The sequence below is a fragment of the Massilia sp. Dwa41.01b genome (assembly GCF_014171775.1).
Lineage (GTDB): Bacteria > Pseudomonadota > Gammaproteobacteria > Burkholderiales > Burkholderiaceae_D > Telluria.
Genome location: NZ_CP050454.1, coordinates 1423975 through 1448321, shown reverse-complemented (window position 1 = coordinate 1448321; position 24347 = coordinate 1423975). Strand labels below are relative to the sequence as shown.

Sequence of the window (24347 nt, the reverse complement as noted above, 5' to 3'; positions counted from 1 at the left end):
GCTCTATCTGATGGCCTTCATTGATAACGGGATGCCATTTTTGAAAATCGCTGCATGACAGCCCCGACAACAAATGATGTTAAGCTCTGGTTTCGACATGAACTGCGGAGCTTAGAGTGGCTGAGAAGGCAATCATTTTTGTACATGGTTTAGGGGGATCTGACGAAACTTGGGGTCGTTTCGACGACCTTCTGGCCAGCGACCCAAGCGTTGACTGGGAAAGCTTCCACTTCACGTACCCGTCAGGCAAGTTTGGTCTCCGTCTTCTTCCTACCCAAAGCCACTATCAGCCAATCGAGGTCCTGGCTCAGGCGTTAAAGAATCAAATCGATAATCGATTCGAGCAATATGAGGAAATTGCGCTAGTCGGTCATAGTCTGGGCGGGCTTGTCATCCGGCAGTACTTAATGAATGAGAAGATTGCGAGCCGCCCAACAAAAGTAAACAAAATTATCCTTTATGCTACCCCTAGTACAGGTGCGTCCCTTTCTGAAATCGGAAAGCTGTTTTCATTTTGGGGGGAAAACGGGCATACACGTCAATTGTGCAAAAAGAGCGACTTTCTTAATCTCTTGAACAGGAATTGGGCTAGTTCAGGAATTGAAGCCGATCTTGAAATAACAATTATTGTTGGCGGCAACGATAGAATCGTATCCCGCGAAAGTGTGGAGGCTAGTTTTCGGACACAAGAACGAGAGCCGTTAATGATCCTCGAGGCTGGCCATTTAGATATTGCGAAGCCGACTTCGGTGGACGATGACCGCTATATCTTCCTGAAAAACGCTTTAAAAAAAAAGTTGCGCCTGACCCAGCTTAAAGCGTTAGGTGGTTTGCCGATCGGCGAATGGGGAAGGTATGCTCACAATAATACCCTGCCCTTCCACCTAGACAGCGCGCGAAGCGCCCAAATTATTGAAATTCAAAAGCACTTCGGTCAACGTCGTAAAATACTTCGTGTAACTGGGCTGTCTGGACTTGGCAAAACCCGACTTGTTTACGAAGCTGCTCTTAAGATCGAAAAGAGCCTCGCTCATCAAATAGTTTACATCGACGCCGCACCAGAATCAATCAACATCCCAGGATGGATTAGGGACGCGATAAGAAAGGGCGCAGAGGGAACTATCATTGTAGACAACTGTTCAGTTGATCTGCACTTTAGATTACAGTGTGAAGTTGAGCGAGAAGATAGCTGCATCTGCTTAGTTTCCATCGATTATTCCCCTGAACGGATTCAGGGGGTGCCAATGATTCGTCTAGAGAGATTTGCAGACGACGATATTTCGGCAATGCTTGCGCCAATTTACAGAGAGCAGATTGACGATGTGGAGATGCGAAAGATCATCACATTCGCTCAAGGCTTCCCGCAAATGGCAGTATTGTTAGCGAATGCTCGATTAAATGACGATCCAGATCTCGGAATTCTTACAGACGACCTCATTGCAACCAAATTACTTTGGGGTAACGCACTCCCTTCGTCGGAACATGAAAGAATTTTACAAGCTTGCGCTCTTTTCGAAACCTTTGGAGTTGACGAAAACGTTAGTGACCAATTTAAGTTTATTGCAGACAAGGTAGTCTGTCTTGATGAAGGCCTAGTTTATCGATGTTTGCAGGAATTCACAGAGCGCGGACTAATTGATCGTCGAGGCAGATTTGCGCAGTTGGTACCTAAGCCATTGGCCGTAAGACTTGCGGCGAAATGGTGGAAGCAGTCTCAGCGTGCTCGGCAGTTGAAACTTATAGAAGACCTTCCAGAAGTAATGGAAGGCAGCTTCTGTGCACAGATAGCTCGTATGGACACGCTACCTGAAGTCAAAGAACTAACTGCCCAACTATGCGGTGCTCAAGGCCCTTTTGGACGCGCGGAAGTGCTCTTCTCCAGGAAGGGTTCAATGCTCTTCCGCGCGCTTGTTGAGGTGAACCCTGGGGCTACAGCAGGAATGATTCGACGCATTATTGAGGCGTCCACTGGCGATGAGTTAGCTGTGATCATAGGAGATACACGGCGTAACTTGGTATGGGGACTTGAAAAACTCAGTGTACGAGCTGAAACTTTTGAGCCGGCAGCGTACTGTCTGTTACGGTTAGCGATGGCGGAGAATGAGACCTGGAGCAATAACGCCACCGGTCAGTTCCGCCAACTGTTTCGCATTCAATTATCCGGAACTCAAGCCCCTCCAAATAAGCGCTTTGCCTTTCTAAATTCGATTCTTGCGACAAACGAGAAGCCGGTCACTCTAATGGTAATCGAGGCACTTTCGGCGGGACTCGAGCTAAATGGTGGATTTCGCACTATTGGAGCGGAGTATCAGGGGATAAATAGTAAAATCGAAGAGTGGGAGCCAGCAAACTGGGGCGAAATCGCCGACTATCTTGCAAAGTGCTTAAATATGATGCGCGAAATCATTAGCTTGCCGAGCTGCGATCTCCGCGCGATTAAAAATACTGTTGGGCCTAAGATTCGAGAGCTGGTTCAATTTGATCAGGGTCCGCTTCTCGATAAGGTTATTACGGATGTGGCTTCGCGCGATGGACCATTTTGGCCGCAGGCGCTCGACTCAATTAACTCTGCTTTGGAATATGATAAAGAACAGCTCAAGCCGGAAGCCATAACGAATCTTGAGACATGGTTGCGGCTATTAGGTGGACAGGATGCTTCTCTAGAGGATAAATTAAAGATCTTAGTCATTGAGCCTCCGTTCGAACATCGTGATCGTGAAGGCGAGTTCATAGATGTCGCAGCTGAGAATGCTATTACGTTCGCGCGTCAAATTTCGCAAGACCATGCGGCGATAGAGTTGGCAATCAGTATGCTGACCCAACAACATGCGCATCGTCAAACTTTCATTTTTGGTCGAGCATTAGCTTTGGCGGTTGATGACCCGCAAGGCTTAATCCGCGAGATATGGGAGGAAACCAAAAAGTCGGCAGATCCCTCGATGCGTTTGTTTAACGGTGCTATGGCTGGTCTATCATCGAAAAATGGTGCGGATTGGCGAAACTTAATAGATGAGCTTGGAAAAGATTCGTCATTCATAAGCCGCTTATTTCCAGATGTTTTAACGACTGGTCAAATAAAAGATCAAGATTTGTCCTTGTTGAAAACACTCGTTGAACGAGAAGATATTAAGGTTCAATCGTTGGGGATTTTGGCTTACGGTTCGGTACTGCAACATCTGCCTCCTGATGTGGTTTCTGCATTTGCTCTCGAACTGCTTAATTTAAAGAATGGCACTACTAACGCCTGGGTAGCCCTCGACATTTTGTTCATGTATTGCCATAGTGACGCGGAAAAAAGGCAATCTTGCCGCGATGCGTTCCGTGACATATCTCTGCATTGCCCGCTGGGCATTGAGCTACCTAGAAAAGATCTCTACCAATGGAACGTAATCTGTAAATGGCTTTGCCCTGATGACGCAGGATTCCGCACAGCTTTAATAGAGAAGATTTGTAAAGCTGTTGAGGGAAGCGAACTTTCAAATTCCGAAATTGATGAGCTTCGATCTGTTGTAAAGTCAGCCCTACAAGAAGTCAATTGGGAAGACGCTGAAATCTTGATTGAGCCAACGTGGAAAATCTTGACGAATTCCATTGCTAATGCCACGGGTCTCCCATATCTTTATTTCTTATGGATATTTGAAGCGAGGCGCGCTAGGGGTAGTGATGGAGGAAATAGGGTTTTCGATTTAGTACCGTCCCGCGTCTTATTGAGGTGGTGCGATGATAAGCCAGATATTGCCCCGTTCTTCGTTGCAAAAACGGTTAAGGTTCTTGTGGAGAAGGAGGGGGAACTAGGGTTGAACCCTATTTTGGTAGAACTTCTTTCAAAGTTCGGCTCTACCGGAGATCTCGGCTCCGAAATTGAATCAAACTTGTTTACTCGAACGTGGAGTGGTTCTCTAGTACCGGCCCTTCAGCGCGAGCAAAATGCACTTGCAAAATTAGTGGACCACGAAAGTTTGAATGTTAGAAGATGGGCAGCAGACTTTTTGGCGAGACTTGATGAGCGTATCAATGTCGAGCAACGCCGCGACGATGAGCGAACGCTTGGCAGGTTTTAGAGCGGGTAATAGCTTATTTAATGAAGAACATTCCTAATGATGAGTTCATGGGCGTGATCACCCTTTTGTTGGAGCTAACTATGCTTCGTTACTGCTCATTGGAGGAAGCTTCGACGTCAAGCTGTTGGCGACAAATTTTGACATAAACGGCAACGGCAACGCATGATGTTAGCCCCAACGCTCGAGTGCTGTTGTTAAGCGCCAACAGAAAGTAGTAAAAATCGCTGACAGGTTTGATGAGCGGTTCTGCTTACTTTGAACACGACAACAGTATTGGTACCGTAGAATTTTTTGACGGTACCAGTGACGGTATGTGGAGAACGCAATGTCGCTGAAACGAGTGTCCATGTGGGTTTGGCGCGGGCGCCAAGGCGACCGGGTTCGAAAGCCGTCGCCCTGCAGGGCGCGGCGGGTCCGCGGAACGTGGGCGAATCGCCCATTTGCTGCCGCCGAAGGACGGCAGCGCCGCGCCGCGGGCGCGCGCCCCCCATATGCTGCCGCCGCCAGCTCCGCGCGCCGAGGGCGCGCATCCTCTACCTAAATGCTGCCGCCGCAGGCGCAGCTCCGCGCACCGCAGGTGCGCGCCCTCCCACACTATAGCAACCCTACTCGACCAGCCTCGGCACCAGCCCCCTACCAATTCCACCACACTCCCCCACCAATTACATGCCCGTGTGTAATCTCACCTTCTATACTTCAACACACAACCACCGCGTCCTGCGGACCAGCCTGCACAGACAGGCCATGCATACGCCTCCCCCGTCTACTGTAGAGAACCATGACCCCCACCCTCCGCCCCCTGGCCACCCTGGCCCTGGCCATCACCGCATCCTTCGCCAGCACGACCAGCTTTGCCACTGAAACCGGCAATACCACCGCTCCCGCCATCATCGTCGCGCCACCACCCCTCGGCCTGTCGATCCCACGCTTCGCAACCAAAAGCCCACTCCCCCTCAGCATCGACTTCCGCAGCAAGAAGGACGAGCAAATGGACGAACTGCGCATCGTCAGGCGTGCAAGCGTCGTCGGCGCCAACGTCACCAACGTCGCCGTCGGTGTAACGCTCGCGGTGCTCGGCGCCTCAAGCGCGATCAACGGCCGTACCAAAGACGACTTCTACGGCGACGAGATCAAGGATGAACAAGACACGCGCAAGCTGGCCAGCCCCTTCCGCGTCGGCCTGCCCACGCTGCTGGACCAGAAAATCGTCGACCTGTTCGACGACGACAGCGAGGATGCCGCCAAGCCATCCTACAAGAACACCCTGTCGATCACCCCAATCGCCTGGAACCTGGTCTACCACGAGCTGAACGCCGACAAGGAACACGAGGACGACTACGTGCTGCGCTTTGCCGCCCGTTTCACCAAGGTGATCGAAGGCGAAGAAGACCGCTTCATGCACAAGGCGCGCTCCGTGGAACGCGGCTGCGAATACGTGTCGAAGCCGCAATCGCTGGCCAGCTGGCAGCAGAACGACTACGAGGCCGTGGCGGAGGCACAGAAGGTCGCGACCCAGGCCTGCATCGACCAAGTGGCGCCTTTCCTGCCGGCCTTCCTCGGCATCGACTCGAACACGAAGATCCGTGCGGCCCAACTGAACTGCAAGAACACCTTCAAGCAGTGCGTGGCCGGTACCGACGGCGCCGCAGAGCCGGGTGCGGCCAAGAAGCTGTGCAAGGAGGAATACAGCCAGTGCGTGCGCGACGACGTCAAGCCGATGATCAGCATGACGCCGATCGGACAGTGCAAGGACACGTTTGCTGCCTGCAAGGCGACCGTCATCGACAAGGCCCGCGCGCTCAACCCGAACGAGAAGCCGGCGAAGTCGGAATTCGTGCCTTGCGCGACCGAGTACAAGACCTGCGTGGCCGCAGCCAGGTAAGCGCGCCGCTCGCGCAACGGAAACGCCGGCATGAAGAGAGGAAGCCCACCTGCGGGTTAATGCCAATCAGTAAAGCCGAAGTCTTCCAGGGAGAATCGTACAGACCTGTAGGGTGGGCGGCTCTACCCGGGCGCGTGTCCGCCCGCTGCTTCGATGCCGCCCACGCGTCCAACCACACGCTGAAACCTTGCGACGAATCGCCTGCTGGTTGAACGCGTGGGCGGCACAGACGTGGCCGGTTCGCTAGCTGAAAGGGTGGAGCCGCCCACCCTACGGGCCTGTGCATCGTTCCTGGAAGAATAAGCGCTGTCACATCTGCGTCGGAACGTACAAGAGCGCCTGACAAAAGCTTCAGAACAAAGCGTGTCGTCGAAGACAGTACGAGCGTACGGCGAGACGATGCAACGCTGGACTGGAGGTCTTGTCAGGCGCTCTACAGCATGGCTTGAATGACCGGCATTCACCTGCGGGTGGGCTCTTTATTGCTCCGGCGAGTCGTTCGGCACCATGCTAGACTCGTCCTTCCACCATTCCCCCATTCGCCGTGCCCACGCTCGAAACACCGTCCGTCGACCTGGCCATCCGCAGCTACGGCACCGAGCCGGAATGGGATCGCCACGCTTTCGCCCAGTTGGTGCTGCCCTTGTCGGGCACCGTGCAGCTCGAGATTGAAGGCAGGCAGGGCCGGCTCGATCCGCTGCACGGCGCCCTGGTGGCGCCTGGCGCCTGGCATACGCAGGTCAGCCACGACGCCAACCGCTCGTTCATCCTCGATATTGACGGGTCAGCGATGGAGCACGACGCGCTGGCGCGCCTGGCCGAGCGGCCGTTCACGCCGCTGGGGCCGGCCGTGCGCAAGCTGGTCGAATTCATGGAACTGATGGCAAGTGCAAGCGCCGTTGCGCGCCCGCTGCTGCAGGGATGGGTGCCGCTGCTGCTCGACGCGCTGGCGCTGGAAACGCCGCAGCCGCGCTCGCGGCTGGCGGCGCTGCTGGCCCGGTGGAGGCGCGGCCGGGCTTGCCCTGGTCGACCGCCACGATGGCCCGCGTCGCCCACCTCAGTGTCAGCCGCCTGCACGCCCTGTTCCGCGAGGAACTGGACATGAGCCCGCATGCCTGGCTGCTGCAGCGGCGGCTGGACTTTGCCTGCCGCTGCCTGGCCGCGAGCGCCTGGCCGATTGCCGAGGTGGCGCTGCAGGCGGGTTTCGCCGACCAGGCCGGCCTGACGCGCGCCATGCGCCAGCACCTCGATACCACCCCGGCGACCTACCGCCGCATCCAGCGCGAACGCGGCGCATCGCAGGCAGGACGCGAGCATCCGCCAAGAACGCAGTAGTCCGTGACTATCCATGATCGAGCAACCGGTTCACCATCTCCGGCTACTGGAGAATGAACATGCTTGCAAAACTCACCTTGAACCGCACCGCGACAAAGAGCACCTCGACCGGCATTGCAGCCGCCGTCCTCGCGGGCGCCCTGTGGGGCTTCGTCTTCCTCACGCCTGAACTGGCATCCGGCTTCACCTCGCTGCAGCTCTCGGCCGGGCGCTACCTGGCCTATGGCCTGATTGCCGCGGTGCTGATTGCGCCGGCATGGAAGCGCCTCGCGCCCAGCCTGGGCTGGAGGGAATGGCGGGCGCTGATCTGGCTCAGCCTGGCCGGCAACATCGTCTATTACGTGCTGCTGGCCGCGGCCGTGCAACTGGGTGGCGTGGCACTGGCCTCGCTCGTCATCGGACTGCTGCCACTGACCGTGACCCTGGTCGGCAGCCGCGACGCCGGTGCACTGCCGCTGCGCCGCCTGCTGCCCTCGCTCGGTTTCGGCCTGGCCGGCCTGCTGTGCATCAGCTGGGAATCGCTCACCAGCGGCGCACCGGGTTCGCTTGCCGGCTTGTTGTGCGCCATCGGCGCGCTGGTGTCCTGGACCGCCTATGCCGTCGGCAACCGCCGCTGGCTCGGCACCCTGCACGCGGTGTCCGCCCACGAATGGAGCCTGTTGATCGGCGTCGTGACCGGGCTGGAAGCGCTGCTGCTGGCGCCTCCCGCCTTCCTGCTGGCATCGGATGCGCATTCGGCCAGCGAATGGGCGGTGTTTGCCGGCATCGTCACCGGCGTCGCCCTGTTCTGCTCGGTGATCGGCAACGCCTTGTGGAACGTCGCCACCCGCGCGCTGCCGCTGACGCTGGTCGGCCAGATGATCGTGTTCGAGACCGTGTTCGCGGTGCTGTACGGCTTCCTGTGGGAAGGGCGCTGGCCGACGCCGGCCGAAGGCGCGGCGATGGTGCTGCTCGTCATCGGCGTGATCTCGTCGACGTCGGTGCACAGGACGGCGAAGATCGCACCGCCCGCCTGAGCGCGGCGCCAGCCCGGTATTCCTGTTGCGAATCCTGGCAAGGCGCGCTATCGTACAGAGGTGCCCGGCCCGCATGCCGGCGCCGGCCCTTCCCTCCACCCGAACAGCAAGGACGCGACAATGAACACGATGACCGCCCCGCACCACCAGCCACCGAAGCGCTCCGGCATCCACTACGTTCGGGTCGGGTTCGCGACGGCTGTGATCCTCTGCATTCCCGCCATCGCCATGCTGTTCACGAAGGAAGTGAACTGGGGCCCTGGCGACTTCCTCGTGGCAGCCGTCTTGCTGGGCGGCACTGGCCTGGGTCTGGAATTCGCGACCCTCCGCCTGGCAACCGGCAAGAGCCGCGTGTTTGCCGGCATGGCGATCCTGCTGGCCTTCCTGCTGGTGTGGGCGGAATTGGCCGTCGGCATCGTTGGCAGCCCGCTGGCCGGGTCCTGACAGGCATTGTCCCCCCGCACAGGCCGCCCTCGAGGCGGCCTTTGTTTTATCACGTCCCGCCCAGGAAGGTCGACCTGTCTTGCGCCAGATCGTCCGCAGGCGGCTTCGCGGCGGATTTGCGCACTGTCGTTGGCGCCCATCGCGTCCCCCCCCCATGCGGCGCACATCATTGTCGTGGAGGGCGGGGCCCAAGCCGGCTCGCTCGCCCGTCCCGCAATGCCTGCGCCGGCGCATCACACGGAGGGTCACCATGAACGAAGCAGTCGACGAAAGCCACATCCGCTCACGCCAACGCTGTCCCGACGGGCAAAGCCCGCCGCTCGAGACCCCTGGACCTGGCCCGCGGCCTGTTGTCGGCGCACCATGCCGAGGTGGTCGCGAAGCGGCAACGCCAGCGCCTCGAGGTCGCACGCTACCAGGACGGGCGCGCGAACTCGCCCTGGCACACGCCCGGCACAATACCGCCGAGCGCCGCCACCTGGAAGAAGAGTGGCGCAAGCTCGTCGACGAGCGCCTGAAGGCAGTCGAGCGGTTCGGGCAACGCGACACCCCCGTGCTGCAGGATGCCGGCAGCTTCCCAAGCGCCGTATTGCGCCTGGAAGCGCCTCCCTACGATTTCGACTGGGTGTCGGGCAGTGGCCAGGGCATCGAGCATGCCAATCGCCTGACCGGCAAATACGACCTGCGCACCCAGTCGATCGGGCGCGGCACGCAAAGCGTGGCCGCCGGCGTGGGTTTTTGGTTCTTCTCCGGCGAAGGCGACCCGCGCCAGCGGTTCGCCGCCCTGGTCGATTATTCCCATGTCTGGTTCGACATGGCCAGTTTCTACGTGGCCGACAACCGGCAGCACACCCGCTTGTGGGTGTTCGGCGCATCCGAAAAAGCCTGGGTCGCGCAGAGCGACGTGACACCCTCCTGGAGCGACCACGTCGGCTGGCTGGACAGCAGCGGCAACGATCCGGAAGGCGAGGAAGGCCGTGTATCGAACGAAACCGTTTTCCGCGCGGCGCCCAACAGCTGGTACCAGTGCTGGATCTGGTCCGCGATCGAGCTCTATGCCGATTCCGGCTTCTGGGGCCTGGCCGCCTCGTCGGCCGAAGTGAAGATATCGGTACCGTTCGCGGTGCTCGGCAGCCTGTAGTTTTTCTTGCCGCCGCGATGCGCCGGGCAAGTGCCGGCGCATCGTGCGCCGGCGCTCCCCTCCTCCTACAAATCGAACTTCAGCTCCGCAAGGTAGGTCCGCTGCGGATAGGGATGGAAGTTCCAGTACAGGTAATTGTTCAGGTTATCCACCCCCACGGCCAGGCTCCAGCGCGCGTCCAGGCGGTAGGTGGCCCGGACATCGGCCGTGAAGTAGCGGCTGCTGCCCTGATAGGCAAAGCCGTTGGGGTCGCTGTTGTCGAGCGTCGAGAACTGGTCGCCGCTGTAGCGCCCGGCAAGGCTGAGCGCCAGCCGGTCGGTGATGCGGTAGCTGGCCACCGCGGTGGCACGCCACTCGGGAATGCGCGGCTGGCGCTTGGCGACGCTGGCCGGGAACTTGTCGTTGCGCTTGATCGTCGAATCGGTCCAGGTCAGGCTGGCATTCAGGTCAAGCCCCTGCAGCCCTGCGTCAGCCTTCGTCAGGGCCAGCTCCGCGCCTTCGGTATCGATGCGCCCGACATTCTGCACATTGGTGACGTTCGGCGTGACCAGCACATTCGTCTGCGAATACAGGGCGTCGCGAGTACGCTCGCCGAACGCGGTCAGGCGCAGCGAGCCGCCGTCGAGTTTGCGCTCGGCCGTCAACTCGCCGGTCCAGGAGCGCTCCGGCGCCAGGTTGGGATCGTTGTTGATCAGGACGCCGGCGCCGTTCACACCGCCCTGGTAGAGCTCGGAGACGGTGGGCATGCGCACCGCGCGTCCAAGCGAGGCCTTCAGTACCCAGTCGGGCGTGGTTTGCCAGGCAAGCGCTGCCTTGGGCGACACGTGGGTCGCACGCCGCTCCGGATGGCCAACCGTGGTGCTGGCGTTGGCGGTGCGTCCGTCGCTTGCCTGCCAGCGCTCCAGGCGCAGGCCGAGCACGGCCTTCCAGGCAGAGGCGAAACGCCAGCTGTCCCGGGCATACAGCGCCTGGGTGCGGGTGCGCCCGCCAAAGGCCGCATTGCGCGCAGCAGGCGCGCCTGCGACCCAGTCCGGCGTTGCGCGTTCGATGCTGGCCAGTTGATAGGCTTCGCGCTGGTAGCCGAATTCGACGATGTGGGCACCGCCCTGCCCCTGCGGGCGCCAGACAGCTTTCGCCGACAGCGTGTTCCAGCCGGTGCCGCTGCCATCGACGATCCTGCCGGCACCGCCACCCAGCGCACCGGGCAGCGCGACGTTGGCGGCGCGCAATTCGTCTTCGTCATAGTCGTAGAGGCTGGCGGCGAGCACCCAGTCGAAGCCTCCCTTCGTATTGCTCTTGACCGACAGGCCGTGCATCAGGTGGCGCAGGTTTTCATTGGAAACGTTGAAGTCGGTCTGGCCGAGCGTATAGCTGCGCCCGCCAATGACGACTGGTCCGCTGTAGACCGGCGCGCCGGCAGCGTTACGCAGATAGGTCTCAGGGCGCCCTTCCGATTCGTTCTGCCAGATGCCGAGCACATAGCTCGCGCGCAGCGTCGGCGACAAGTCGTAGGCCAGCTTGGCCTTGAGGTGGTCCTGCACGGTGTGGTACTGGGTGCCGGTGCCGAGGATCAGCCAGTCGCGGTAACTCCGGTCCTGTCCAGGCACGGCGCCGGCCACGCTGTCGGGGCTGACCGTGGGCGTGCCCGCGCCCGGCAGGCGGGTGACGAAGGTTTGCGGCTGGCCCTCGCTGTCGTTGCGGCTGAGGTCGATATACCGGGACCACCCGCCGCCACGGTTGCCGAGCGAGATGCCGCCCTGGCGCCCGTCGAAGCGTTCGTTCGTGTTGTACAGATGGAAGGGCTGGTGCGCCAGGGTGAACTTCGCGTGCGCCTCGAAGCGGCGCGGCATGCGCGTCACGTAGTCGACCACGGCGCCGACCGAGTTGCCGCCATAGGCTGCAGAGAACGGTCCGTAGAGCACGTCGACGCGCTCGATCTCGGCGGGCGTGACCATGCCCCAGCGCGGCGCAAAGGTGGCGCCGTTGCCGAGGTAGTTCGACAGCAGGATGCCGTCGGCGTACACGGCCGAACGCGCGCTGTTGCCGGTGCCCGAGGCACGCGTCGACAGTACCGCATGGTTGTAGTCGCCGATGTAGCGCTTGCGTACCAGCAGGCTGGGCAGGTACTTGAGGGCATCCTCGGCATCGCTGGCGTTGACGGTGCGCGCGATCTCGGCGGCGGTAATGCCCTCGATCGTGGTCGGGATCTGGGTCGGCAGCGAGCTCGGGCGGTTGCCGGTGACGACCACGGTGCCCATCTGTTTTTCGTGCGACGTCGTGGCGGGTTCTAGCGCGTCTTGCGCTTCCTGCGCATGGGCGGCCGCGGCAAAGGCCGCGAGGACGGCGGCCGCAATGGGGTGGTGTTTCATTCTTCTTGTTCCTGTTCGATACGGTGGACCGCGAGGTGACGGACGCAGTGCCGCAAAGCGCGGCGATGCAACGCGCGTGCCCGACGGCGCAGGCCGGCCAGCAGGGACAGGCGAAACGGTGCCCGCGTAGACAATCAGCCTGTGCAATGGGTGCGCCCTTGCATGCCGGACATGGGGCGCTGGTAGACGAGCTCAGGAAGAGAAAGGCGGCGCGCGCGACAGGGGCGCGGCCCAATGAAACAGCGGCTCGGGCGCCGTGTAAAACAGCGGTGGGTGGCTGGCGCTGCCAAGGGGAAGCAACCCGCCTGCGCTTTGCGGCAACAGAGCGGGCGCGTGATGGTGGTCCGCGCAATACGGACAGTGCGTGAAGGCGCCCTTGCCGGGATCGACATCGTCGCCGCCGGCCTGCACGGGCGCAGCGTGCCCGGCAGCACTGCAAATCGGGAAGCCGAAGGATTGCGCGCCAGGCTGCAGCGGCAGGGCGGACGCGGACTGTGCCGGCAGCGATGGCGCCCCCGCGCGCCCGACGGCATGCGACAGGCCTGGTGCAAGCGCGCCAAACAGCATCGCCAGCAAGGCGATCCATGCAGTCAGCAGATGTCGGCGGATCCGGCTCATGCGTTCAAGTATAACCAGGCGCGGCGCACGCACGGCAGGGATCGATGTCGTCGCTGCGGCTTTGCGCGGCACCTTGCGCTGCTCCAGGTTCGCGCGGGAGAACGGCGGGCCGCCGTTCCCCCGCCACGATCGCAGCGCCACCTGCGCTAGCGCAATCCCTCCTCGTACGCCGGCAACCTGCGCTGCTCGTCAAGCGTGAACAGGCGATTGCGCAGGGCGTCGAGCGCCGGCCCTTCCTGCACGCCGCGGCGTGCGTTCAGGTAGGCCGCAATCCTGCCGCGCCACTGCGCCTCTTCCTGGTCCAGCGCCGCCAGCCGCGCCGCCGCCTCGGGGTTGAGCGCGGCGGCGCGCATCCGGAAGACCTCGTCGTCGTTCGCACCGCCCGCACGCAGCCTGTCCACGGATTCCTGCAGGTGCGCAAGTTTGAGCGGTTCCTCGCGCGCGGCCCGCACCTCCGGCGGCAGCGCGGCGTCGAGCGCGGCCAGCCGTTCTCCCTTCTGCTCGGGCGTCAGGCGCGTGTCCTGGCGGACTTCCAGCCGGGCCAGCGCATCGGCCTGCTCGGCATCCTCGCGGCCGAACATGGCGCCGCTCTCCTCTGCACTGAAGTAGCGTGCGCGCAGCTGGCGCATGGCGACCAGGCGCTTGCGGATCGCCGTGACGTCGCCGCCGACGAGACGCTTGTCCGCCTCCAGCGCCACCAGCGCATGCTTGTAGTCGAGATAGCGCGCCAGCAGGCGCTTGGCCGAATCCGAGGCTGGTGGACGCAGTCGCCGGTCGAGCTCGCGTTCGATCTCGGCGCGCACCTGTTCGAGGTTCTTCTCGCCAAGCGCACTCAGGTAATAGTCGAAGAGCTCGACGAGATCCTCGTTCGCGACCAGGGTTTCGCCCGGGCCGACCAGGGCTCCGCCGTCGGTCTGGGTGCCTTCGAGCGAGCGCACGAAGGGCCTGGCGGCGGATGCCGGCGCCACAGGGGCCGCGGCGACAACCGGCTGCTCCTGCACCGAAGGCCCGACCACCAGGGCGGCGGCCACCAGGGCCGCCGCGCCCAGGGCAAACAGGAGTTTGCCCCTCATGCTCACAGCCCCATGTCACGCAGGCGGTTGGCGTGCTGGCGGTAGACCGTCTTCGGATTGGTCTCGAACAGGTTGACGAGGCCGGCCACCTGGTTGACTTCATCCATGTGGTTCATGCCGTAGTCGTCGCGGATGACGTGGCCAAGGCGGCTCGAGCAGCTGCCGACCAGGCCGTCGTTCTTGTCGCCACGGAAGGCCAGCGACATCAGGCCGAGCGAAGCGTCGAGCGGATCGAGCACGTTGGTGAGGGAACGTGCGCCGCTCCAGGAGAAGTAATACACGTTATTGACCCGGTAGTCCCCCTCCCCGCAGGCGCTGCGCGGCACGCCGGCCGGGTGGCGGGAGTTGAAAGCCGCCGCGCCGGAGGTCGTCATCGAATTGAGCGCCGCCACCGACATCTGCTTTGTACGGTCGCCCGAGAGGAAGGCGATCGTCTGCGCGACGCCATTGACCATCGACGAGAGCACCGCCTCCGAGAACGAGCCGGGCGCCGCCACGCCGCGCAGGATGTCGGCCATCGGCGCGCCTTTATGCACGCCGCCCACGCTCGTCACCGAGGCAACCAGCTGCGGGGCCACCGAGGCGACATAGCGCACGGTCGGACCGCCGTGGCTGTGGCCGATCAGGTTGACCTGCTTGGCACCGGTCGCGGCCAATACCTGCTTGATGTAGGCGAGCAGCTGCTCCCCGCGCACCTCGGTGCTGTTGGCGGCGGTGACCTGCGCTACATGGACCTGGGCGCCGTCGCGCCGCAGCGCGTCGGTGATGCCGAACCAGTAGTCGTAGGGCCCGATGGAATCCCAGCCGAGGAAGCCGTGCACCAGCACGATGGGGTATTTGGTCTGGGTGTAGCCGGCAGCCGTCGCCGAACCTGGCAGGATTGAGAGGGCGAGCAGGGCCGCGCCGATCCATTTCATGATCTGCTTGTTCATCGTATCTCCGTTGTTGTTGGGTTTGTTTTTGCCGGCTGAGTCAGGTTACGGCGGCGCGCAAACGCATTCAAGGAGCACACGTTCCACGCATTCCGGGTACTTCAGCATGCGAAGAAACGCTCCAGCATGCGAAATGGCGCGGCCTGAAAAAAACACGATCGTCCTAAATTCCACAGAGGCGCGGAACGGACGTGATGCCTGAACGGCACGGCAGGCGGATGGCCCATCTTTACAGGGATCGATCCGGGCCGCGAAAAAGATGAGGCAGCTAAACAACACAGTGCCCGTCCGGCACATCATGCTTGCCATGGCGCGCCTCGTATGCTGCTCCCCGACGGGGCGGGAGTGCTTGTCCGCTCGGGTACACTGCACGCATGGACGATGCGAAACGAACTGAACTCATACGCGCGGCATGGGGCATCCACCGCGAGGTCGAAGCGAGCTGCCTGGCCCATGGCGCCACGCGCGGCGACGCTGCGTGGCCGGAGAAACAGCGGCTGCTGCTGGCCGACATGGCGATTCACTTGCTGCAGACAGCGCTCAAGCCAGGACCCGTCGAGCTGGACGAGCTCAGGAAGAACCTGTTCTCGGTGCTGACGATTTCCGATGGATTCCTGCCTGAGGCAGGCTTGAAAGAGGTGGCGGAGAAACTGTCCTGAGGTGACGCCCTGCAAGCTGACACCTCGGCGCGTCAAGCGACGACCTGGCGCTAGCGCAGGCAGCGGCGGGCCGCAGCGCGGACAAGCGATGCACCGGCAGCTGAAGCGCCGGCGACCACGGTGCTGAAGGCAGGCGCGCCGGCAGCGGCCCCTGCAGTGCGCAGGGCCGCACCCCTTCGTCAAGACCTTAGGCCGATTCCTTGAGCTGCTCGAGGATGGCCGGATTTTCCAGCGTCGACACGTCCTGGGTGATGGTTTCGCCCTTGGCCAGCACGCGCAGCAGGCGGCGCATGATCTTGCCTGAGCGCGTCTTCGGCAGGTTGTCGCCGAAACGGATTTCCTTCGGCTTGGCGATCGGTCCGATCTCCTTGCCGACCCAGTTGCGCAGTTCCTGCGCCAGCTTCTTCGCCTCTTCCCCGGTCGGGCGTGCGCCTTTCAGCACCACGAAGGCGCAAATTGCCTCGCCCGTGGTGTCGTCGGGTTTGCCGACCACGGCCGCTTCGGCCACGTTCGGGTTCGCCACCAGGGCCGACTCGATCTCCATCGTGCCCATGCGGTGCCCCGACACGTTCAGCACGTCGTCGATGCGGCCGGTGATGGTGAAGTTGCCGGTATCCTTGTGGCGGATCGCGCCGTCGCCGGCCAGGTAGTACTTGCCGCCGAGTTCTTCTGGGAAGTAGCTGGTGCGGAAGCGTTCCGGGTTGTTCCAGATCGTGCGGATCATCGACGGCCACGGACGTTTCACTACCAGGATGCCGCCCTGCCCGTTCGGCACGTCGGCACCGGATTCGTCGACGATCGCCGCCATGATGCCCGGCAGCGGCAGCGTGCACGAGCCCGGCACCATCGGCGTGGCACCCGGCAGCGGCGTGATCATGTGGCCGCCCGTTTCCGTCTGCCAGAAGGTGTCGACGATCGGGCAACGCTCCTGGCCGACGTTCTTGTAGTACCACATCCAGGCTTCCGGATTGATCGGCTCGCCCACCGAGCCCAGCAGGCGCAGCGAGGACAGGTCGTAGTTCTTCGGGTGGACGTCCGGGTTGACGTCGGAAGCCTTGATCAGCGAACGGATCGCGGTCGGCGCCGTGTAGAAGATCGAAACCTTGTGCTTGGCGATGGTGTCCCAGAAGCGGCCCGCGTTCGGGTAGGTCGGGATGCCCTCGAACACGATTTGCGTGCCCCCGACGGCCAGCGGACCGTAGGCGATGTAGGTGTGGCCGGTCACCCAGCCGATGTCGGCCGTGCACCAGAACACATCGTCGGGTTTGAGATCGAAGGTCCACTTCATCGTCAGCGCGGCCCACAGCAGGTAGCCACCGGTCGAGTGCTGGACGCCCTTCGGCGTACCGGTCGAGCCCGAGGTGTAGAGGATGAACAGCGGATGCTCGGCGTCGACCCATTCCGGTTCGCATTCGGCAGGCTGGCCTTCGACCAGGTCGTGCAGCCAGAGGTCGCGGCCCTCGGTCCAGGCGATGTTGCCTTTTGTCCGCTGGTAGACGATGACGTTCTGGATGGTGTCGCAGCCACCCATGGCGAGCGCTTCGTCGACGATGGCTTTCAGGGGCAGTGCCTTGCCGCCACGCTGCTGCTCGTCGGCCGTGATGACGGCGACGGCGCCGGCGTCGATGATGCGTTCCTGCAAGGACTTGGCCGAGAAGCCGCCGAACACGACCGAGTGGGTAGCGCCGATGCGGGCGCAGGCCTGCATCGCGGCGACGCCTTCGATCGACATCGACATGTAGATGATGACGCGGTCGCCCTTCTTGATGCCGCGCGATTTGAGGCCGTTGGCGAACTTGCAGACACGCTCGTGCAGTTCGCGGTAGCTGGCGCGGGTGACGGTGCCGTCGTCGGCCTCGAAGATGATCGCGGTCTTGTCCGCGTTGCCGTTCTGCAGATTGCGGTCGAGGCAGTTGTAGGACGCGTTCAGCTGGCCGTCGGCGAACCATTTATAGAATGGCACGTTCGATTCGTCGAGGGTCTGGGTGAAGGGCTTGTGCCAGTCGAGGTGTTCTTTCGCCAGGCGGCTCCAGAAACCTTCGTAGTCGCTGGCCGCTTCCTGGCACAGCTTGTCGTAAGCGTCCATGCCGGAGATGGCGGCACTCGCCGCGAACGCGGCCGGCGGCGGGAACACGCGGTTCTCCTGCAAGCCATGGTTTTCCTGGTTGGTCTCTTGCTCGGCCATGCTAGTCTCCATCGTAGTAGTTTTGCCAGACACCTTAGGCGCGGAGCCTTACTGAGCCCTTACGGCACATCGTGGCACGCGCTTCCCTATGCGTGCGATTTTACCAAGCTTGCCAGGGAGCGGGGCTCTCCAACGAGGTGGTCTGCAAGGCGGCGCGAGAGGTGTAAAATGATGGGCTGTCTTTTGTCGAAATCCTGGAGTCGTATCCGATGTCGCAACAACACCCTGGCCGCACCCCGCAGCAACTTACTCCCCTGAACCGCTTCATTTTCGCCAGCCGCTGGCTGCAGCTGCCGCTCTACCTGGGCCTGATCCTGGCGCAGTGCGTGTACGTGTTCCATTTCTGGGTCGAACTGAAGGACTTGATCGGCGCCGCCATGGGCAACGTCGATTCGCTCAATCACATCCTGGATGTCGTCACCGTTCCGGGCTCGGAGCGTCCAAAGAAACTGACCGAAACCACCATCATGCTGGTCGTGCTGGGCCTGATCGACGTGGTCATGATTTCCAACCTGCTCATCATGGTGATCGTCGGCGGCTACGAGACCTTTGTGTCGCGCATGAACCTGGACGGCCATCCGGACCAGCCCGAGTGGCTGTCGCACGTGAATGCTTCCGTGCTGAAAACCAAGCTGGCTATGGCGATTGTCGGCATTTCCTCGATCCACTTGCTGAAAACCTTCATCAACGCGGGCGCCTACGAGACAAAAGTTTTGGTCGCGCAGACCGTTATCCATAGCGTGTTCCTGCTCTCGGCCCTGGCCATTGCCTATACCGACCGCATCGTGACCTCCACTCACAATCAGACCAAGCCTCACTAACACCGTTCACCTACTCCGAGAATTTTCATGACTGTCATCAAACAGGACGACCTGATCGAATCGGTCGCCGCCGCTCTCCAGTACATCAGCTACTACCACCCGGCCGATTACATCCAGCACTTGGCGCGTGCCTACGAGGCCGAGCAAAGCCCGGCGGCCAAGGATGCCATCGCCCAGATCCTGACCAACTCGCGCATGTGCGCCGAGGGCAAGCGTCCGATCTGCCAGGACACCGGCATCGTCAACGTATTCCTGAAGGTCGGCATGGGCGTGCGCTTCGAAGGTTTTTCCGGCACCGTCACCGACGCCGTCAACGAAGGCGTGCGCCGTGCATACAATTTCGCCGACAACAAGCTGCGCGCCTCGATCGTGGCCGACCCTCACTTCGAGCGCAAGAATACGAAAGACAACACCCCGGCCGTCGTCCACATGGAACTGGTTGAGGGCAACACCGTCGACGTGAAAGTCGCGGCCAAGGGTGGCGGCTCGGAAAACAAGACCAAGTTCGTGATGCTCAACCCGTCCGACTCCCTGGTCGACTGGGTCATGAAGACCGTGCCCCTGATGGGCGCCGGCTGGTGCCCGCCGGGCATGCTCGGCATCGGCATCGGCGGCTCGGCCGAAAAGGCGATGCTGATGGCCAAAGAGTCGCTGATGGAAGACATCGACATGTACGAGCTCAAGCAGCGCGGCCCGCAGAACAAGCTGGAAGAACTGCGTATCGAACTGTGCGACAAGATCAATGCACTCGGCATCGGCGCCCAGGGCCTGGGCGGCCTGACCACCGTGCTGGACGTGAAGATCAACATGTACCCGACCCACGCCGCGTCGAAGCCGGTCGCCATGATCCCGAACTGCGCCGCGACCCGCCACGCCCACTTCGTGCTGGACGGCTCGGGCCCCTCGTACATCGAACCGCCGGCGCTGTCGACCTGGCCCGACGTGCAGTGGACCCCGGATACCCAGAAATCGAAGCGCGTCGACCTGAACACGCTGACCAAGGAAGAAGTCGCTTCCTGGACGCCGGGCCAGACCTTGCTGCTGAACGGCAAAATGCTGACCGGCCGCGATGCCGCCCACAAGCGCATCCAGGACATGCTGGCCAAAGGCGAATCGCTGCCGGTGGACTTCACCAACCGCGTGATCTATTACGTCGGCCCGGTCGACCCGGTGGGCGATGAAGTCGTGGGCCCGGCCGGCCCGACGACCGCGACCCGCATGGACAAGTTCACCGAGATGATGCTGGAAAAGACCGGCCTGATCTCGATGATCGGCAAGGCCGAGCGCGGTCCGACCGCGATCGAGGCGATCCAGAAGCACAAGTCGGCCTACCTGATGGCGGTCGGCGGCTCGGCCTACCTGGTCTCGAAGGCAATCAAGTCGGCGAAAGTGGTCGGCTTCGAGGACCTGGGCATGGAAGCGATCTACGAGTTCGAAGTGGCCGACATGCCGGTGACGGTGGCGGTCGATTCCAACGGTACATCGGTGCACAACACCGGTCCGAAGGAATGGTCGGCCAGGATCGAATCGCTCAAGGGCATTCCGGTCAACGTCGCCTAAGACACGATTGGTGCGCGCTGCGGGTCTCGATCCGCGGCACGCCCCCGCGCTCACCATGACCACGCCAACTACTTCCCCCGACGCCCCCATCGGCATCTTCGATTCCGGCGTCGGCGGCCTGTCGGTCCTGCGCCACATCCGCGCGCAGCTGCCGCACGAACACCTGATGTATTTCGCCGACTCGGCCTTCGCACCCTACGGCGCCAAGACCGAACCGGTGCTGGCCGAGCGGGTGCTCGCGATCGGCGGCTTCCTCGTCGAGCGCGGTGCCAAAGCCATCGTCGTCGCCTGCAATACGGCCACGATCGCCGCGATCGCCCTGCTGCGCGAGCGCTATCCCGACATGCCCATCGTCGGCGTCGAGCCCGGCCTGAAGCCGGCGGCCGCCGCATCGCGCAGCCGCACGGTCGGCGTACTCGCCACCGAGGTGACACTGTCCGGCAAGAAGTTCCTGCTGCTGCGCGACCAGATCAGCGAAGCGACGGGTGCGCGCTTCCTGCTGCAGCCCTGCCACGGCCTGGTTGACCAGATCGAGCTGGGCGAACTGGAATCGGAAGCGACCACGCTACTGTTGCGCAAGTACGTCGAGCCGCTGCTGGCCGAGGGCGCCGACACCCTGGTGCTGGGCTGCACCCACTATCCGCTGGTACAGGCCTCGATCGAGCGCGTGATCGCCGCCGCGACGGACAGGCCCGTCACGCTGATCGATACCGGCGACGCCGTCGCCCGCCAATTGACGCGCCTGCTGGCGGCCAATGCCAGCCTCAGGCCTGAGGCCGTCCTCCCCGCCCGCCTGGACGGCTACACCAGCGCCAGCGCTACTGCCCTGTCAGCGGCGTTTGCCAGCCTGCTGGGGCTCGATCCGCCGGTCCACGAGGTCGAATCCGGACCGGATGGCAGGATGTTGACCCGGCAGAACAATTAGATTTGCCAGTTTGCTTAGGAGTTTGTATAATCTCGTTCTGTCTCGGCAGTGCTGAGACAGAAAAGCAAGACAATGGTGGCTGTAGCTCAGTTGGTAGAGTCCAGGATTGTGATTCCTGTTGTCGTGGGTTCGAGTCCCATCAGCCACCCCAAGAATACCGAAAGGCCTCGATTTCGAATGGAATCGAGGCCTTTTTCGTTCACGACTGCCCTTGCCATGAAACGATGGACAGGAACGACCTTGCCTTTGTCCAGCGCTCTGCCGCCAGCCGCGCCGAGCCAGGATACGCACCTCTTGATCGACCTTTTTTTGCATAAATACCACTACTTTTCGTACGGAAGAGTAGCTCAAAAGCAAATATTCTGGGTTATAGTAGCTCGGCCTTCAGTCCAGGCGCTTCTGCCGCTGAAAGTCGAGTCTGCTTGGACTTGAGGTAAGCAAATGAAGCATATACCAGCACTGGTTATTACCGTTTCGCTCGTGATGTCGCCGTTGTCATCGGCTCGTGCCGACGCATCCGCCGTGCCCGCCGCTATCAAGCTGCGGCCCGACGCGCCACGATGCAAGATGCCAAAGGCAAAGTTACCCAAGCTCGACGTGGATTTTGCGAACGATGCACCAGCAGAGATCAAGGCCGATTTCAACGGCGACGGCTGGTGCGACTTCGCACTGGGTGTGCCGTATCCGCTGAACTCGAACATGGGCATGTACGACCTGAACCAGCTCATGGTGCTGGGCCACGCGGGCGGCTGGAAACCTGTTTTCAACGGCAAGAACCCGTCCCAGCTCAGGGAACAGCTCGACGACAACGCAACCTGGCCGAGCTTCCGCGTCGACCTGACCGATATCCGGCTGGTATTCCCGAAGCAGCCCGGTCCGCCGTTCGTGCTGGGGCTGTATGCAGGCAGGAGCGATGAAGGGAAACGCAACACGGGCAATGACTGCTACCAGTACCAGTCCGTGCACCGCTGGGACGACGCGCTCGGCGCGTTCAAGCGTAGCGACGACGCCACGCGCGATGCGGTGTTGAAGTACTTCTATTCCGTGATCGAAAAGCCGTGCAGCGCACGTCGATAACTTGCCGCGCCACGCCTGCGTCTCCAGGCCCGTCCAACGACCATCGCCAAGATTTTTGCAACGCCCGCGCACGACGTGACATCCAATCTCGGTAGGAACCCACCCCAACCAGAACAAGGAGCACTCGTGAAGATCCAACTGCACACATGGACCGCTATCGCCGCCGCACTCTCGCTGGCAGGCCCCGCCCTCGCCCAGTCCGCCCCGGACGACGCCCAGATTGCCGGCATCGTGGTGGCGGCCAACAGCGTCGACATCGATGCCGGCAAGCTGGCCGAACGCATGACGGAGAATGCCGAGGTCAAGGCTTTTGCCCAGCAGATGGTGACAGACCACGCGGGCGTGAACAAGCAGGCCGTGGCACTCGTGACGAAGTTGAACGTGACGCCCCGCGACAGCGAACTGAGCAAGAGCCTGAAGGCGGGCGGGAGCGATAATCTCGCGACACTGAAAGGACTCAAGGGCAAGGCCTTCGACCAGGCCTACGTGGCCCATGAAGTCGCCTACCACCAGGCCGTGATCGATGCGCTCGACAAGACCCTGATTCCGAACGCGAAGAATGCGGAGCTGAAGGACACGCTGGTGAAGGTGCGTCCGGCCTTCGTCGCCCACCTCGAGCATGCCAGGCATCTCGATGCCAGCCTCAAGTGAGCCATCATGTTTTCGTGGCCGAACATCCGTGTCGCGGGCACGCTCGCGCTGCTCCTGCTGGGCGGAGCAGCGCAGGCTGCGCCGGGCATCCATACCGTCCTCATCGATGGGATGCGCTTCATTCCGCAGACACTGGAAGTGAAGCGTGGCGACACGGTGGTCTGGCGCAACAAGGATCCGTTTCCGCATACCGCCACCGCGCCCGGCGGCGGCCCGGCTTCGCCTGCCATCGCCGCGGGCGCGAGCTGGAAGTTCGTGGCAAGGGCCCGGGGGCGTTATCCTTACCTGTGCACGCTGCATCGTACGATGACGGGCACGCTGGTGGTCAAATGAGGAGGAAGCGATGGGATTGCGCAGCAAGATCGCGCTGACGGATGCGAGCGGCACCGAGCTCATGGCCCTGGTGGCGAACGGCGACCAGGCGGCATTCGAAGTGATCATGCGCAAGCACAACCAGGCCCTGTACCGGACCGCGCGCAGCATCGTCAGGGATGACGCGGAAGCCGAGGATATCGTGCAGGAAGCCTACCTGCTCGCCTATCGCAAGGCGGCCAGTTTCCGCGGCGAGGCCAGCCTGTCGACCTGGCTGACGCGCATCGTCGTCAATGAAGCGAGTGCCAGGCTGCGCAAGGGGCGGCGCCGGGCCGGCATCGTCGAACTCGTCCAGAACGGGGACAGCGACGTGGTCGGCGATGACGCTGCGGCCGACGCCCTGCCCGCCCCATCCGAGGGTCCCGACGAAGCCGCGCTACGTGGGCAGGCGCGCAGGCTGATCGAGGCACGCATCGACGCCCTGCCCGACAAGCTGCGTACCGTGTTCATGCTGCGCGCCGTGGAGGACCTGTCGGTCCAGGAAACGGCGGACGCCCTGGGCATTCCGGAAGCCACGGTGCGCAGCCAGTTCTTCCGCGCCCGCGGCCTGCTGCGCGAAGCGCTGGCACGCGACCTCGACACGGCGACCATCTCGGCCTTCTCCTTCGACGGCGCGCGCTGTGACCGCATCGTGACCGGGGTGCTGGCACGGCTCTGAAACCCCGCGCGCGAACGCAGCGCCCAAAACAAGGGCCCCCGCAGGTGGCCCTTTTCCTTCATGCGCCGGTCAAGACCGGCCCCGCCCGATCAGTAACGATTCGGGTTGTTCGGACGGTTATCCGCCCGGTTCGGCACGCCGTCGTTGTCGCGGTCGCGGTCGAAGCGGTTCGGGACGCCGTCGCGGTCACGGTCGCCGCCGTGCGCCATGCGGTCGGTGCGGTCGCCATGCTGCCAGCCGCCGCGTGCCAGGACCCAGCCGTTGCGGTCACGGCGCCATTCCGGGCGGGTGTACACATAGCCTGGACGGACTTTTTCGTAGTGGCCGGCAACCCAGGTGTAACGGCGGCCGTTCCAGTCCCAGTAACCCGGCACCCATTCGAAGCCGCGCCGTGCTGCCGGGGTCGCTTCGTGGCGCAGCGCCGGTGGCGCCTTGTGCACGACAATGACTTCCGTCCTGGTTTGCGCTTGTGCCGGCGTGAAGGCGGCGGTGCTGATCAGGGCAGCGGCGACAGTGAGTAGGATTCGTTTCATGGTAGTGCTCCTTGTGGTTCGGTGTGAGATCACTA

General features: G+C 62.1%; 21 protein-coding genes and 1 tRNA gene. 16 read left to right on the top strand and 6 right to left on the bottom strand.

The features are described 5' to 3' along the window. The first annotated feature begins 116 nt into the window (after positions 1–116). From G4G28_RS06585 to G4G28_RS06560, 7 genes are all read left to right on the top strand, one after another. Positions 117–4061, top strand: a complete 3945-nt coding sequence (locus G4G28_RS06585) for a triacylglycerol lipase (RefSeq protein ID WP_182991344.1) — start codon at positions 117–119, stop codon at positions 4059–4061. A gap of 778 nt (positions 4062–4839) precedes the next feature. Beyond that, positions 4840–5943, top strand: coding sequence for a hypothetical protein (locus G4G28_RS06580; protein WP_182991343.1), 1104 nt, complete (start codon positions 4840–4842; stop codon positions 5941–5943). A gap of 544 nt (positions 5944–6487) precedes the next feature. Further along, positions 6488–7048: an AraC family ligand binding domain-containing protein gene (locus G4G28_RS06575; RefSeq protein ID WP_229507914.1), complete on the top strand. Its 561-nt coding sequence runs from the start codon at positions 6488–6490 to the stop codon at positions 7046–7048. After that, positions 6982–7278: a helix-turn-helix transcriptional regulator gene (locus G4G28_RS25335; RefSeq protein WP_229507913.1), complete on the top strand. Its 297-nt coding sequence runs from the start codon at positions 6982–6984 to the stop codon at positions 7276–7278. The genes G4G28_RS06575 and G4G28_RS25335 overlap by 67 nt, the downstream gene beginning before the upstream one ends. A 59-nt stretch (positions 7279–7337) precedes the next feature. Beyond that, positions 7338–8294, top strand: a complete 957-nt coding sequence (locus tag G4G28_RS06570; RefSeq protein ID WP_182991342.1) for a DMT family transporter — start codon at positions 7338–7340, stop codon at positions 8292–8294. Positions 8295–8414: 120 nt separating this feature from the next. Next, positions 8415–8738, top strand: a complete 324-nt coding sequence (locus G4G28_RS06565; protein WP_202033732.1) for a hypothetical protein — start codon at positions 8415–8417, stop codon at positions 8736–8738. 250 nt (positions 8739–8988) lie between these two features. Beyond that, positions 8989–9879: a hypothetical protein gene (locus G4G28_RS06560; protein WP_183108157.1), complete on the top strand. Its 891-nt coding sequence runs from the start codon at positions 8989–8991 to the stop codon at positions 9877–9879. Between the two features lie 65 nt (positions 9880–9944). Here the strand turns inward: G4G28_RS06560 and G4G28_RS06555 are convergent, their stop codons facing one another. From G4G28_RS06555 to G4G28_RS06540, 4 genes are all read right to left on the bottom strand, one after another. Beyond that, positions 9945–12248, bottom strand: a complete 2304-nt coding sequence (locus tag G4G28_RS06555) for a TonB-dependent receptor (protein ID WP_183108156.1) — start codon at positions 12246–12248, stop codon at positions 9945–9947. A gap of 192 nt (positions 12249–12440) precedes the next feature. After that, positions 12441–13007 carry a DUF2946 domain-containing protein gene (locus G4G28_RS06550; RefSeq protein WP_183108155.1) on the bottom strand — a complete coding sequence of 189 codons (567 nt, stop codon included), beginning with the start codon at positions 13005–13007 and terminating at the stop codon, positions 12441–12443. Positions 13008–13012: 5 nt separating this feature from the next. Beyond that, the gene (locus tag G4G28_RS06545; protein WP_182991337.1) at positions 13013–13939 is read right to left on the bottom strand and encodes a lipase secretion chaperone; all 927 of its coding nucleotides are present in this window, start codon (positions 13937–13939) and stop codon (positions 13013–13015) included. Between the two features lie 2 nt (positions 13940–13941). Next, positions 13942–14871 (bottom strand): triacylglycerol lipase, encoded by a 930-nt coding sequence (locus G4G28_RS06540; protein ID WP_182991336.1) that lies wholly within the window; start codon positions 14869–14871, stop codon positions 13942–13944. Between the two features lie 374 nt (positions 14872–15245). On the opposite strand from G4G28_RS06540, the gene G4G28_RS06535 reads away from it, so the two are divergent. Further along, entirely contained in the window at positions 15246–15530 is a 285-nt protein-coding gene (locus tag G4G28_RS06535) for a hypothetical protein (protein WP_182991335.1), read from the top strand. Positions 15531–15717: 187 nt separating this feature from the next. Here the strand turns inward: G4G28_RS06535 and acs are convergent, their stop codons facing one another. Continuing rightward, positions 15718–17715: an acetate--CoA ligase gene (gene acs, locus G4G28_RS06530; RefSeq protein WP_182991334.1), complete on the bottom strand. Its 1998-nt coding sequence runs from the start codon at positions 17713–17715 to the stop codon at positions 15718–15720. A 209-nt stretch (positions 17716–17924) separates the two neighbouring features. On the opposite strand from acs, the gene G4G28_RS06525 reads away from it, so the two are divergent. From G4G28_RS06525 to G4G28_RS06490, 8 genes are all read left to right on the top strand, one after another. Further along, complete coding sequence (locus G4G28_RS06525; RefSeq protein ID WP_182991333.1) at positions 17925–18536, top strand: TIGR00645 family protein; 612 nt, start codon at positions 17925–17927, stop codon at positions 18534–18536. A 27-nt stretch (positions 18537–18563) separates the two neighbouring features. Next, positions 18564–20096: a fumarate hydratase gene (locus tag G4G28_RS06520; RefSeq protein WP_182991332.1), complete on the top strand. Its 1533-nt coding sequence runs from the start codon at positions 18564–18566 to the stop codon at positions 20094–20096. Positions 20097–20151: 55 nt separating this feature from the next. After that, the gene (gene murI, locus G4G28_RS06515; protein ID WP_182991331.1) at positions 20152–21021 is read left to right on the top strand and encodes a glutamate racemase; all 870 of its coding nucleotides are present in this window, start codon (positions 20152–20154) and stop codon (positions 21019–21021) included. 75 nt (positions 21022–21096) lie between these two features. Next, positions 21097–21172: transfer RNA gene (locus tag G4G28_RS06510), tRNA-His, on the top strand. Between the two features lie 416 nt (positions 21173–21588). Next, positions 21589–22098 carry a hypothetical protein gene (locus G4G28_RS06505; RefSeq protein ID WP_182991330.1) on the top strand — a complete coding sequence of 170 codons (510 nt, stop codon included), beginning with the start codon at positions 21589–21591 and terminating at the stop codon, positions 22096–22098. Between the two features lie 126 nt (positions 22099–22224). After that, positions 22225–22749, top strand: a complete 525-nt coding sequence (locus tag G4G28_RS06500; protein ID WP_182991329.1) for a DUF4142 domain-containing protein — start codon at positions 22225–22227, stop codon at positions 22747–22749. A 6-nt stretch (positions 22750–22755) separates the two neighbouring features. Beyond that, a complete protein-coding gene (locus G4G28_RS06495) occupies positions 22756–23082 on the top strand; it encodes a cupredoxin family copper-binding protein (protein WP_182991328.1) in 327 nt (108 codons plus the stop codon). Positions 23083–23092: 10 nt separating this feature from the next. Further along, a complete protein-coding gene (locus G4G28_RS06490) occupies positions 23093–23779 on the top strand; it encodes an RNA polymerase sigma factor (protein WP_183108154.1) in 687 nt (228 codons plus the stop codon). A gap of 89 nt (positions 23780–23868) precedes the next feature. Here the strand turns inward: G4G28_RS06490 and G4G28_RS06485 are convergent, their stop codons facing one another. Beyond that, positions 23869–24312, bottom strand: a complete 444-nt coding sequence (locus G4G28_RS06485) for a YXWGXW repeat-containing protein (RefSeq protein ID WP_182991327.1) — start codon at positions 24310–24312, stop codon at positions 23869–23871. Positions 24313–24347 lie beyond the last annotated feature (35 nt).

Bases quoted from the DNA above. Each gene is read 5' to 3' on its own strand.
- G4G28_RS06560 (WP_183108157.1), top strand. From the start codon at position 8,989: ATGAACGAAGCAGTCGACGAAAGCCACATCCGCTCACGCCAACGCTGT.
- acs (WP_182991334.1), bottom strand. From the start codon at position 17,715: ATGGCCGAGCAAGAGACCAACCAGGAAAACCATGGCTTGCAGGAGAAC.
- G4G28_RS06555 (WP_183108156.1), bottom strand. From the start codon at position 12,248: ATGAAACACCACCCCATTGCGGCCGCCGTCCTCGCGGCCTTTGCCGCG.
- G4G28_RS06570 (WP_182991342.1), top strand. From the start codon at position 7,338: ATGCTTGCAAAACTCACCTTGAACCGCACCGCGACAAAGAGCACCTCG.
- G4G28_RS06490 (WP_183108154.1), top strand. From the start codon at position 23,093: ATGGGATTGCGCAGCAAGATCGCGCTGACGGATGCGAGCGGCACCGAG.
- G4G28_RS06505 (WP_182991330.1), top strand. From the start codon at position 21,589: ATGCCAAAGGCAAAGTTACCCAAGCTCGACGTGGATTTTGCGAACGAT.
- G4G28_RS06525 (WP_182991333.1), top strand. From the start codon at position 17,925: ATGTCGCAACAACACCCTGGCCGCACCCCGCAGCAACTTACTCCCCTG.
- G4G28_RS06540 (WP_182991336.1), bottom strand. From the start codon at position 14,871: ATGAACAAGCAGATCATGAAATGGATCGGCGCGGCCCTGCTCGCCCTC.
- G4G28_RS06565 (WP_202033732.1), top strand. From the start codon at position 8,415: ATGAACACGATGACCGCCCCGCACCACCAGCCACCGAAGCGCTCCGGC.
- murI (WP_182991331.1), top strand. From the start codon at position 20,152: ATGACCACGCCAACTACTTCCCCCGACGCCCCCATCGGCATCTTCGAT.
- G4G28_RS06495 (WP_182991328.1), top strand. From the start codon at position 22,756: ATGTTTTCGTGGCCGAACATCCGTGTCGCGGGCACGCTCGCGCTGCTC.
- G4G28_RS06485 (WP_182991327.1), bottom strand. From the start codon at position 24,312: ATGAAACGAATCCTACTCACTGTCGCCGCTGCCCTGATCAGCACCGCC.
- G4G28_RS06520 (WP_182991332.1), top strand. From the start codon at position 18,564: ATGACTGTCATCAAACAGGACGACCTGATCGAATCGGTCGCCGCCGCT.
- G4G28_RS06535 (WP_182991335.1), top strand. From the start codon at position 15,246: ATGGACGATGCGAAACGAACTGAACTCATACGCGCGGCATGGGGCATC.
- G4G28_RS06545 (WP_182991337.1), bottom strand. From the start codon at position 13,939: ATGAGGGGCAAACTCCTGTTTGCCCTGGGCGCGGCGGCCCTGGTGGCC.
- G4G28_RS25335 (WP_229507913.1), top strand. From the start codon at position 6,982: ATGGCCCGCGTCGCCCACCTCAGTGTCAGCCGCCTGCACGCCCTGTTC.
- G4G28_RS06580 (WP_182991343.1), top strand. From the start codon at position 4,840: ATGACCCCCACCCTCCGCCCCCTGGCCACCCTGGCCCTGGCCATCACC.